Annotated in this window: 9 protein-coding genes; 7 read left to right on the forward strand and 2 right to left on the reverse strand. The window is 38.8% G+C overall.

Annotated elements, in window-relative coordinates:
- Positions 1 to 13 precede the first annotated feature (13 nt).
- Complete coding sequence (locus AC1M87_RS09555) at positions 14 to 766, reverse strand: biotin--[acetyl-CoA-carboxylase] ligase (RefSeq protein WP_092767469.1); 753 nt, start codon at positions 764 to 766, stop codon at positions 14 to 16.
- A 27-nt stretch (positions 767 to 793) separates the two neighbouring features.
- On the opposite strand from AC1M87_RS09555, the gene AC1M87_RS09560 reads away from it, so the two are divergent.
- The 5 genes from AC1M87_RS09560 (at position 794) to ligA (ending at position 9161) form a co-directional block, all read left to right on the forward strand.
- Positions 794 to 1594 (forward strand): sulfite exporter TauE/SafE family protein, encoded by an 801-nt coding sequence (locus AC1M87_RS09560; RefSeq protein WP_481593572.1) that lies wholly within the window; start codon positions 794 to 796, stop codon positions 1592 to 1594.
- A 162-nt stretch (positions 1595 to 1756) separates the two neighbouring features.
- Positions 1757 to 2452 carry a GntR family transcriptional regulator gene (locus AC1M87_RS09565; protein WP_035269253.1) on the forward strand — a complete coding sequence of 232 codons (696 nt, stop codon included), beginning with the start codon at positions 1757 to 1759 and terminating at the stop codon, positions 2450 to 2452.
- Between the two features lie 10 nt (positions 2453 to 2462).
- Positions 2463 to 5915, forward strand: coding sequence for a chromosome segregation protein SMC (gene smc / locus AC1M87_RS09570; protein ID WP_035269251.1), 3453 nt, complete (start codon positions 2463 to 2465; stop codon positions 5913 to 5915).
- A gap of 1 nt (position 5916) precedes the next feature.
- On the forward strand, positions 5917 to 7020 hold the full coding sequence (locus tag AC1M87_RS09575) for a cell division protein ZipA C-terminal FtsZ-binding domain-containing protein (RefSeq protein WP_035269249.1): 1104 nt from the start codon (positions 5917 to 5919) through the stop codon (positions 7018 to 7020).
- 95 nt (positions 7021 to 7115) lie between these two features.
- Entirely contained in the window at positions 7116 to 9161 is a 2046-nt protein-coding gene (gene ligA / locus AC1M87_RS09580) for an NAD-dependent DNA ligase LigA (RefSeq protein WP_481593573.1), read from the forward strand.
- Positions 9162 to 9222: 61 nt separating this feature from the next.
- Here the strand turns inward: ligA and AC1M87_RS09585 are convergent, their stop codons facing one another.
- The gene (locus AC1M87_RS09585) at positions 9223 to 10287 is read right to left on the reverse strand and encodes an SDR family oxidoreductase (protein ID WP_481593577.1); all 1065 of its coding nucleotides are present in this window, start codon (positions 10285 to 10287) and stop codon (positions 9223 to 9225) included.
- 321 nt (positions 10288 to 10608) lie between these two features.
- Here AC1M87_RS09585 and ftn point away from each other — a divergent pair, with 321 nt between their 5' ends.
- On the forward strand, positions 10609 to 11073 hold the full coding sequence (gene ftn, locus AC1M87_RS09590) for a heteropolymeric bacterioferritin subunit Ftn (RefSeq protein WP_035269243.1): 465 nt from the start codon (positions 10609 to 10611) through the stop codon (positions 11071 to 11073).
- A 163-nt stretch (positions 11074 to 11236) separates the two neighbouring features.
- Positions 11237 to 11962: an alpha/beta hydrolase family protein gene (locus tag AC1M87_RS09595; RefSeq protein WP_212771600.1), complete on the forward strand. Its 726-nt coding sequence runs from the start codon at positions 11237 to 11239 to the stop codon at positions 11960 to 11962.
- The last annotated feature ends 57 nt before the right edge of the window (positions 11963 to 12019 follow it).

The following is a 12019-nucleotide window of genomic DNA, read 5'->3' on the forward strand; positions in this document are numbered from 1 at the left end:
ACCTATCTTTTCTTTATTTTTTTAAGCGTAAACGCCCTTGATACAAACCGATTAAACCTTGTTCAGTCAAAATATTAATTCGACCATCATCTCCAATACCTTTAAAGATACCTTGTACTGTTTTATTCACTTGCTCAAACTCTACAGTCTGATTCATAAAAGCAGCATAGTGATTGAAACGTCCCGAGAGGTTATAACTTCCATGCTCAAACCATTGTCCAGCTTGCATGATTGCGAGATAAAGCTCTGAAATAATCTTAATTCGATTTGGATGAGCTAAACCCAATTGCATGATTGATGTGGTTTGCTGTTCGATTGCTGCATCAGAAACAGGCAATAAATTAATACCAACACCAACAATCGCCTGATGTGGGGTTACAGGCTCTACCAAAATGCCACCCCATTTGCCTTGCGCACTATAAAGGTCATTTGGCCATTTGATTTGTAAATGATCCAATGACTTAAATGAAGGAATTTGCAAAATATTAAGTGCAATCTCAAGGGATAGTCGACCATCTAAGGGTGTTTTGGTTTCTAGCAATGTGCTTAAATAAATATTCCCGACTGGGGAAACCCATTGTCGTTGATGTTGTCCACGTCCCTGAGTTTGAGTCTCACTGCATACAAGAATACCCTGTACACCTTTTTTGATGAGTGCGCGTACTTCATCATTGGTTGAAGTGGTGCTCTGTTTTAACAGTAAAACTTCTGGAAGTTGTTGAGCTTCAGTTAAAAGCTGACTGAGGTGGCGAGTCTCTAAATCCATGTTGAATCTGAGAAGAGTAAAAGATTTATGGAGTTAATCATATATTTAGCTATTGGTGCAATCGCTGGTTTTACTGCAGGGTTGTTTGGCGTGGGCGGTGGATTAATCATCGTACCCATTTTATTTATTGTATTTACCCAAATGGGTTATGACCCAACTGTCATTATGCACATGGCGCTTGGAACATCATTAGCTACGATTGTGGTCACATCGATTAGCTCAGTTATGGCACATCATAAAAAAGGTGCAGTGCTATGGTCAGTATTTAAAAATTTAGCGCCAGGTTTGGTACTGGGTTCATTTTTTGGTGCTGGATTGGCCAGTATTATCTCTGGACCAATGCTGCAATTGATTATCGGTTGTTTCGCAATTTGGGTTGCATACCGTATGTTCCGTGGTGCTAATGTGGTGGTCGATCAATCTAAGCAACTACCTTCTGTACCTGCTCAATTGGCTGCGGGAAGTGGAATTGGGGTGGCTTCAGCAATTTTTGGGATCGGTGGAGGAAGTTTAACCGTACCTTATTTAAATCATCATGGGGTGGTGATGCAAAAAGCTGTTGCAACATCTGCTGCATGTGGACTGCCGATTGCTTTAGCAGGTGCATTTGGATTTATGTTCTACGGACAAAAAGCACCTGCTGAAATCGAAAATGCCATTGGATATGTTCATGTTTATGCATTCATTGGCATTAGTGTAATGAGTTTTATCACCGCAAAAGTAGGAGCAAAAGTTGCACATAAACTGTCAGCAGCGATGTTGAAAAAATGTTTTGCATCTTTGCTTACAACTGTAGGGATTTATTTTATTTATCAAGGCGTATTTTGAGAAAAATATGCCAAATCATTCTCGAAAATAATGATGTGTATTGACTTAAAAATTTGATAAATTGTCAGACAAAGACATAGTCAGTATGATGCTATTGGTATAAAAACAATAAAATAGCATCATGCTTGATGAAGTGTGAGTAAAAAAATAAATAGGAATATTATGCAATTGGAAGAAGTGGACAGCCTTTCAGAGCAAATAGCCAGACATATAAGTGAACAGATTATTAGTGGCGAATTGGTCGAAGGTGAACGTATACAAGAATTGCGTATCGCTAAAGAATTAGACGTGAGTCGAGGTTCGGTACGTGAAGCTTTATTATTACTTGAACGCACGCATTTAATTGAAATTTATCCAAGACGCGGCGCAATTGTGTCAGAAATGTCTGCCCAACAAGTGCGAGCTTTATTTGATACGAGTGCTCTTATGTTAGGGCAGATCGTCCAGCGTATGAGTGAAACTTGGCGTAATCATGAAGCTGAGGCGCTTCAGCAACTTTTGCAATATTTAATTGAACAAGTTAAACAAAGTAATACTGAAAAATTTTACGATGGTGTATTTCAATTTTTAGCTAAGCAACAAGATATGGTAGCCAACCCTTACTTAATGAAGTTTTATCGCGAACTGTTGCCATCTATACGTCGTAGTTATTTTTTAACCTTAAATACTTCGCGTAGAGAGCTCCAAGAAGCACTTGAATTAATTAAGCTCGTGATCGATGCAATTTTGATCCGAAAATCACAACAAGCTACTTTATTTATGGAAGATTTTTGCCGACACTTGCGCAATCTAGTGTTAGAGTCACTGACACGAATGAAACAAATTGAACTAGCTTGGGCGCGGAGATCGCGCAGATAATCAGGACACTATGCGATTAAGCAGCTTAAAACTCTCTGGCTTTAAATCTTTTGCGGATAGCAGCACCTTACAATTTAAAGCCAACCGTACCGCAGTCGTGGGACCAAATGGTTGTGGTAAATCCAACGTCATCGATGCAATCCGATGGGTGATGGGAGAGTCAAGCGCACGCCAGTTACGTGGTGGAAGTATGCAGGATGTCATTTTTACTGGGACAGCAAAGCGTAAACCAGTGGGAATGGCGAGTGTAGAATTACGCTTCGAAAATACCTATGGAAAATTAGGTGGAGCATATAACGCTTATAGTGAGTTGGCGGTACGTCGCCAAGTCAATCGCGATGGTAAATCTGAATATTTTCTTAATGGTACAAAATGCCGCCGCCGTGATATTACAGATATTTTTTTAGGAACAGGCTTAGGTCCTCGTTCGTATGCGATTATTGAACAAGGCATGATTAACCGTTTGGTCGATGCAAAACCAGATGAAATGCGCGTTTATATCGAAGAAGCTGCTGGAGTATCACGTTATCAAGCACGTCGTCGTGAGACGATGCAACATTTAGAACATACTCATCAAAATTTAAGTCGTCTAAATGACATTGCTGTTGAATTAAAATCCCAATTAAAGACACTAAAGCGTCAAGCAGAAGCTGCACTTCAATATAAAGCTTTAGAGACTGAAATTCGAACTTTGAAAGTTGAGATACTTTCATTTCAATGCCATCAAAGTGAACGAATTCAACAAGAATATACAACTGAAATGACTGAATTGGGTGAGCAATTTAAGCTTGTTCGTTCTGAACTCACCACTGTTGAGCATGATTTAACAGCAACAAATGAGTTATTTCAGCGATTAATGCAACAATCCACACCACTTCAGCAAGAATGGCAACAAGCTGAAAAAAAGCTGGCTGAATTACAAGCCAATTTGGATCAAAAACAGCAATTGTTTGCTCAAAATACTTTAACTTTAAAGCAGCTTGAAGAGCAAAAAATACAAACCAAAGAGCGGATGCAACTGATTGATATTCAGTTGGAAGATTTGATCCTCCAGCAAGAACATCAAGCAACAACATTGAGTGATACTGAATCAAATGCACAGCTTGATTTACAACAATTCAATGAGCTGAAGGCAAAGCAACTTGAAGCGCAAAAATCATTTTCTGAAATAAAAGCATTGGTTGAAAAGCAACAACAGCAACGTGCACAAATGTTGGCGCAGAGTGATCAATTGGCTAAAAATGTGCTTCGAATTGAGCAGCAAAAACAAACTTTGCTCGAACAAAAATCTCAAAATCAAGCACAGTATGAACAGGATGATATTGACAATCTCCTGCATGAAAAAAATGATGTACAGATTGAAATCGTTCGTCTAGAAGAAAGAATTGAGAAATTAGAAACTCAATTGAAACGTGATCAAATCTCATTGACTGAGCAAAAAAGTAAATGCACAGATTTGAATTCACACATACAGATTTTGAAATCTGAACAAAAACAATTACAACAGCTTGTGGTGAAAGTCAGTCGACATGCATCGAAGAGCAATGATCCTTTAATGCAAATTTTGAAGCTAAAAGATCAGGCGAAACCATTTGCAGCATTGGTCGAAAAATTTCTGTCAAAGTGGCTGCATGCGAATACGTTAAAGAGTGAAGATTTATTTCAGACCGAATCTGCCCGTCAATTAAAAGTTATTCAGCAAGATGTATCTGGGACTGTACTTGGTTTACCCACATTAGCGAGCTGGATTGATTTCCCCCAAAACTCATTATGGTTAAACGTTGCGATAGCTCAAGATTTTGAGCAGGCGCTTCAATTACAGCCTCAATTAAAACAAGGTGAGTCTATTTTAAGTTTGGATGGCTATCATATGGGTCCTGACTGGATGATTGGTCTGTACTTTGATGAGTCGAGTCAAGATGCTCAAGGAGCACTTAGCCACCGAATTCGATTAGATGAAATTGATTCAGAGTTGACACAAATGGTGAAAGCGCATGAGTCAATGACGCTCGAACTCGCTGAGATGCAATTAAAGCTTGAACAAAAAAATAGTGAATGTACGGAGTTGCAAAAAGCGTTAAAAAATCATCAAGCCCTTGCTCACCAAGTTGAAGTGAAGATTGCAAAACAGCAAATGGCTCAGCAGGCTTTCGAGTCGCAAAATCTACACATCGAGTCACAAATTGCTCAACTTGATGCGCAGCTTGAAGAAGATGCGATGCAAAAAGATGATTTGGAAATCGATTTACATGCATTGATGCTTAAAATTGAACACAATCTTCCACACTACAAAACCTTAGAGTTTCAAGTTGAAGAATTGAATGATCAGGTTGAGCATCTTCAGGACTTAGTCTACAAAAAACAACAAGAGTTAGAAACAAACCGCCGTACTCATACGCAAAATCAGCAACAAATTGAGCTGTTGGAAAAAGATGCAAGTTTTCTAAAAACGCAATATCAGCAGATCATCACTCAAATTACACAAGCTAAAAATTTCGTGGATCCGATTCAATTAGAATTACCCACTTTGCAAAGCCAATATGAGGTTCAAAAGCAGCAGACTGAAAAGTTACAAAAGACTTGGTCCTCATGGCAAGTCGAACTTAATGAAATACAGTCTAAGCAACAAAAATTGACGGAGCTACGGTTAAATCATCAGCAAAGTGATGAGCACTTTAGAACCCAGTTAGAAGAGAAGCGTTTAGCATGGCAAGTGGCTAAATCTGATTTACAACATTATGCTGAACAATTAAAAGAGCTTAATGCAGAATTATTAGAAAATGTGAAAATTGATTTGAGTCAGCACCAACAGCAGTTAGAGCAGGCACAGCGTCAGTTTGACAAAATAGGCGCTGTGAACTTAGCAGCTTCAGAAGAGTATGAAGAAGTATCAAAGCGCTATGAAGATTTAAGCCATCAAATTGAAGATCTTGAAAAAACAGTCGCACAATTAAAGGATGCGATGAAAAGCATTGATCAAGAAACTAAAAAGCTATTCATGACTACCTTTGATCAAGTAAATGCGGAATTGCAAAACTTATTCCCAAAGGTGTTTAATGGTGGTGAAGCAAGTTTAAGTTTAGAAGATGATTGGCAATCTGGTGTAAAGCTAATGGCTCGACCACCAGGAAAGCGAAATAGTTCTTTAGCATTGTTATCAGGCGGTGAAAAAGCACTAACAGCACTAGCATTAGTTTTTGCTATATTTCGACTGAATCCAGCACCATTTTGTGTATTGGATGAGGTTGATGCACCGTTAGATGATGCAAATGTTGGACGTTTTTGTAATTTAGTAAAAGAGCTTTCTGAACAGGTCCAATTCATTTACATTACACACAATAAAGTTGCGATGACGATGGCTACTGACTTACTTGGTGTAACAATGCCTGAGCCAGGAACATCGAAGTTAGTCACTGTTGATCTAGAAGAAGCGAAAGAATACGGTTTAGCTGCGGAGTCTTAATATGGAAATCAGTACCATTATCGGAATTGTGATCGCAATCGTGATCTGTTGCATAGGGTTGTTTATGATCCTGCGCAAGCCGAGTGATGCAGCACCGTCATTAGATGCTGAATTACATATAAATGAACAATGTAATCAACCCGTCATTCCTCGTCATGTTCGTAGTCTTTTACAGGCGCAAGCCGCACCATTGGCTTCTTCTGAGCGTGTAGAACCAAGTTTGAAAGACATTGAAGCGAGTGATGTGGCTCGAGTGGATCAAACAGCTGATCAGCATGCTACAAAGACGCCTGAAAATATTCAAAAAACTGTAGAAGTGGTAGATACAGTGCAACTGAATACTTCAGTAGACCTTGCAGAGAAAGAAAGTAAATCTCTGCTCGACTCCAGTAAAAACTCGGACAGCACTGAGACTGACCCACTAGAAAAAAATACAGAAACAGTCGAGAGTAAAGCTCAGTCGATTGATGGTGTAACAGACACTCAAAGTGCAGATCTTATTTCCAAAGATTCAATCGTAGAAACTACAATTGAAGACTCTAAAAAAGTTGAGCCAAGTTTTGTATTAAATCCGAATATTCAAACTGCTGAAATCAAAGAATTTGAAGAGGAAAGCAGCATCTTGGATGTGCATTTACATGAACAGCAACGTTTTGATGATGAAAGTGCTTTAGCAAATGCCGAATACATTATTAGTTTGAATATGTATCCGAACCCTCGAAAAGCACTTTCAGGTGATAAAGCTTTGAAAGTGTTAATGAAATATGGATTGCGCTTTGGCGAAATGAACTGTTTCCATCGTTATGAAACTCCTGATGCAGTCAGCCCATTGCTGTTTTCCGTACTCAGAATCACAGATCAGGGTCCTGCAGGTTTCGATTTAGAAACATTATCCGGTGAACAAGTTCAAGGTTTAGCATTCTTCTTAGCATTACCGCATCATAATGTTCAAAAAGGCTATGACAGTATGGTTAGTATTGCAGGGCTTATTGCACGTGAAACAGATGGTACCGTCTATGACGAAAATAATCTTGAATTTACACCGCAGTTAAAAGAACACTGGCGCCATAAAGCGATCGACTATAGATCAGGTCAAGCTGTTTAATCCCTAGGTGACTTACTGAATTTGTGTAAAGTCATTTATACTGTTTAGGTTGAAATTATTGGGCGGAATTTTCCGCCCTTTTATATGGTGAAAATATGGATCAGAACGCTGTCGTTGCGCAAATGCGCCAACTCATTCAATTACTGGCTCGGCATAACCATGCTTATTATGTGATGGATCAGCCGATGATTGAAGACAGTGAATATGATCAATTGTTTCATCAACTAAAAAACTTAGAAGAACAATATCCTGATTTAGTACAGGCGGATACACCGACCAATAAAGTGGGTGATAAACCTTTATCTAAGTTTGAAAATATTACACATACTGTTCCAATGTTGTCTTTGGGTAATGTGTTTAATCAGGATGAACTTTTTGCCTTTGCACGCAGAATTGAAGAGCGTTTACCGAACCAAAAAATCCAATACGACGTCGAACTTAAATTTGATGGGCTTGCGATCTCGCTATGGTATGAACACGGTGTGTTGATTCGAGCGGTTACACGTGGGGATGGTGAAACAGGAGAAGTCATAACCCAAAATGTAAAAACAATTCGTAATTTGCCTAAAGTACTCATGATGTCTCAAGGTGTACCACCAGCGTTGTTAGAAGTTCGTGGCGAAGTACTAATGCCTAAAGCTGGATTTGTAAAGTTAAATGCTGAAAATGAGGCCAAAGGTGAGAAAACTTTTGCTAACCCAAGAAATGCAGCAGCAGGGAGTTTGCGTCAACTTGATCCGACCATAGCAGCATCACGACCACTTGCATTCTATGCTTATGGTATTGCGCAATGCATGCCACATCATGGTCTGAACACGATGTCAGAGAGCTTAAATTGGCTTGAACAGTTGGGCTTTGCTGTTGGGGAAAAACATTTTGTTTGTGACAGTATTGAAGAGGTTCAAGCGGCTTATGAATCTGTAAATCAGGAGCGTCCAAACCTGTCAGTTGAAATTGACGGGATGGTGATCAAAGTCAATGATTTGAAGCAACAACAACAATTAGGCTTTTTAAGTCGTGAACCTCGATGGGCAACAGCATATAAGTTCCCTGCAGTGGCTGCGCTAACAACGGTTGAAAATATTGATTGGCAGGTAGGGCGTACAGGTACTTTAACGCCTGTAGCGCGATTAAATCCTGTATCGGTTGGCGGAGTCACAGTATCAAACGTGACTTTACATAATATTGGTGAAATACATCGCTTGGACGTGCGCGTTGGAGATACGGTGAGTGTCTATCGTAGCGGAGATGTTATTCCTAAAGTTGAAAAGGTTTGGCCAGAATTTCGACCTCTAGAAACCACTGAAATTCAATTGCCAGAACAATGTCCTGTATGTGCTTCTCCAGTTGTGATGCCCGAAGGCGAAGCTTTAGCACGATGTTCAGGGGGGCTTTATTGTGCGGCACAGCGTATAGAGGCGATCCGTCATTTTGTATCACGTAAAGCAATGGACATCGAAGGTTTGGGTGATCGTTGGGTTGAGTCTTTATTACATCTTGAACTCCTCAAAGATGTTGCAGATATTTATCACTTGCACGAGCATCGTGAAAAATTACTGACTATTGAAAAAATGGGTGAGAAATCTGTACAAAATCTCATAGACTCAATTGAAAGTAGTAAAAAAACAACATTAGCGGCATTTATTTACGCACTAGGCATTCGAGGAGTAGGCGAGACTACGGCTCGAATGTTAGCCAATACTTTCCAGACTTTAGATGCGCTGAAATCTGCTGATTTAGAAGCATTGAAGAAAACCCCTGATGTAGGTGATATTACTGCAGAATGGATATTAGACTTTTTCAAAGCTGAACATAATATTGAAGTATTAAATCGATTAATTGAGGCTGGAATTCATTGGGATGCACCGATAGCACCGACTCGACAACCTTTAAATGGTGAGAGCTGGGTGGTGACTGGTACTTTAAGCAGTATGGGACGAGATGAAGCGACTCAACTCTTACAGGCATTAGGTGCACGTGTGAGTGGTAGTGTATCCAGTAAAACGAAATGCTTGGTTGCTGGTGAAAAGGCAGGTTCCAAACTTGAAAAAGCAGAAAAACTAGGTATTCCGGTGATGAATGAAGCTGAGTTTATTGCATTTATGATTGAGCATGGTCAGCTCACTGAACCTGAGTCTTAAGTGTATCTTGCACATAACGAAGGGCATCAATAGATGCCCTTTTTTCTTGAGTAATTAGATATTAACCACGTTTTTTGATAATGCCATCGTCAAGTAGCTGTTGAAAATGTTCTACGATACTTGTCTCAACGTCACGATATTGCATGCCTAATTCTTGCTTACTACGCTCAGCATTGAAGTAAATGGGGTAACCCACATTCAAGTCAACGAATTTTCGCGTATAGCCGAACAGAGGAGCGAGTAATTTGAATAAAAACTTGGGGGCAATCATTCGTGGGAAAGGATAGCGTCCACCAAAATGTTGTCGTAATGTTTTAGCCATTTCGAGTAGCGTCATCGTTTTAGCATTAATAATATATCGTCCATGTGCTTTAGGGTGAAGTGCTGCTTGGATATGCGCATGAGCGACATCTCGAACATCGACTAACCCATTCCACATTGGAGGAACACCAAATAAAGTCATGCCATTTCCAAATTGTTGAATGACTTCAACACTTCCAGATTGTGTAGAAGGTGTGAGTGATGGTCCAACAACCAATGAGGGATTGATACACACTAAATTCCATCGAGATTGTGCCTTTTGCATATCCCATGCTTTGCGTTCTGCTGCGACTTTAGAGTAAAAATAAGGTTGGTGTTCGGCACTACTGGTGGTATTCCAATGGCTTTCTTCAAACTGGTTCTGCTCAGTTTTCAAAATATCCACTGCATCGCCATAAGTTGAAGCAATACTAGATGTGACAACCACACGTTTTACTGTATCTGTACGATTGACACTGTTCAGTACATTGGTCGTACCTTTTAGTGCAGGGTCAATCAAGTCTGTGACTGGATCTTTAAAGTTAGTCACTAAAAAAGGTGACGCCATATGGATCACAATTTCACAGTCTTTCATTGCTTCATCAAACGAACCTTCTTCTAAGAGATTTGCTTGAAATAACTTTAAAGCGCCTGAAGTTTGAGATGCGATTTGTTCTAAATGTTGAAAACTTGAACTTTTAGTTAAGTCTCGTACAGTGGCGTGAACGGTGTATCTTTGTTCTAATAATTGTTTAATTACCCAACCAGCAATATAGCCAGTTGCACCTGTCACCAAAATCGGGGCAGTAGTCGTCATCATTGTTATTGCCTGATGGTCAAATAGATTCATTCTAAAATTAAAAAAAGGATTTGTCCTTGATCATTTTCAACATCAACTCAAATGTAATGAGAGTCACTTCGATTGGTTACAAAATTAAATAGAGCTAAAATTTGTTTAAAACTGCTCTCGAATTTTTTTAACTGTATGCAAGGGGTTATTTTTTAAGTAAAAAATAAGTGATTCAAACTGCAAATGCGTATGTTTCTCATTTTAATTATATAAAAATCATAAACTTACACATTATATTTTTTGCAAAATAAGCTCTGATTGTTCATAATGTTGCTATTAAAGAATGGAGTGATTGAAATGCGTGGCAATCCAGAAGTCGTAGATTACTTAAATATGTTGATCGGTGGTGAACTGGCTGCTCGTGATCAATATCTCATTCATTCACGTATGTATGAAGATTGGGGTCTCACTAAGATTTTTGAGCGTATCGATCACGAAATGCAAGAAGAAGCACAACATGCTGATGCTATTATTCGCCGTGTCTTATTCTTGGAAGGTACACCGAATATGAGTCGTGATGATATTGAAGTAGGTGAAGACGTCGTTTCATGTTTAAAAGCTGATTTAAAGCTTGAGTACGAAGTGCGTGAAAAATTAGCGCAAGGTGTAAAGCTTTGTGAGGAAAAAGGCGATTACGTGACACGTGATATGTTGCGTCAACAAATGTCGGATACCGAAGAAGATCATACTTATTGGTTGGAAAAACAGCTTCGCTTAATTGAACTAATTGGTTTACAAAACTATATTCAGTCTCAAATGTAAGTTAAAACCCAGCAAGGCTGGGTTTTTTTATATCTCAATTTTGCTTAAATTGACTCATTTTTAATAATTATCTAAAAATCAAAGTGAAATTGAATGATTTGCTCAATGAGTTATTGTGCTTGGCTTTATATACTGACCGAAAACGATCAGCTAAGGATTGGCAATCATGAGTAAAATCTTATTAATTACCGGTTGGGGACTCGGAACAAAACCACTCGAAAACTTAAAAACTGCTTTGGATATGGCAGGATTTCAAATCGATCTGATTAATATCTTTAATGCACTCGACCCTGTTGAATTATCTAAACATGTTGAGTTAGCTAAAAAAGTCGATGTCATTATAGGGTGGTCTTTAGGCGGGCAATTAGCAACATTGCTCACCCAAAAGGTTTTCGAGCTTTCAGGTCAGGCAAAAACGTTAATTACTTTAGCATCGAATCCTTGCTTCGTTGCCAATGAACGCTGGTCTACAGGTATGCCGCTTTCTACTTTTCAAAGTTTTAGAGAGTCTTTTGAAAATGACCCCATGACCACTTTAAAGCGATTTTGTTATCTGGTCTCACAGGGCAGCCAAACTGCTAAACAAGATTGGCAATCTTTGCAAAATTCAATTACGAGTGAAGAGCTAGATTTAAAAAAGCAGGGCTTGGATTTACTATATCATCTTAATACTGTCGAGATATTGAAAAATTATGTCGGAAAACAATTACATGTATTTGCTGATGATGATGGATTAGTTAGTAACAAAGTTCTAGATAATATCCGAAAGATAGATGCAAAGTTTTTTAAATTCGAAATTATCCCAGGCTCTCACTGCTTTTCAATTTTTAGAGCTACACAACTAAGTGACAAAATCGTTCAATATCTAAGAAAGAATGAGAAATCCTGATGAATATTGTCTAATCAGGCAATTCATAACAAAAATAATTCGCGTTATGCTCTGTCT

The sequence above is a fragment of the Acinetobacter sp. 24-47-62 genome, assembly GCF_056779765.1.

Coding starts and splice junctions, on each gene's coding strand:
- AC1M87_RS09560 (WP_481593572.1), top strand. CDS start 794: ATGGAGTTAATCATATATTTAGCTATTGGTGCAATCGCTGGTTTTACT.
- smc (WP_035269251.1), top strand. CDS start 2,463: ATGCGATTAAGCAGCTTAAAACTCTCTGGCTTTAAATCTTTTGCGGAT.
- ftn (WP_035269243.1), top strand. CDS start 10,609: ATGCGTGGCAATCCAGAAGTCGTAGATTACTTAAATATGTTGATCGGT.
- AC1M87_RS09555 (WP_092767469.1), bottom strand. CDS start 766: ATGGATTTAGAGACTCGCCACCTCAGTCAGCTTTTAACTGAAGCTCAA.
- AC1M87_RS09575 (WP_035269249.1), top strand. CDS start 5,917: ATGGAAATCAGTACCATTATCGGAATTGTGATCGCAATCGTGATCTGT.
- AC1M87_RS09565 (WP_035269253.1), top strand. CDS start 1,757: ATGCAATTGGAAGAAGTGGACAGCCTTTCAGAGCAAATAGCCAGACAT.
- ligA (WP_481593573.1), top strand. CDS start 7,116: ATGGATCAGAACGCTGTCGTTGCGCAAATGCGCCAACTCATTCAATTA.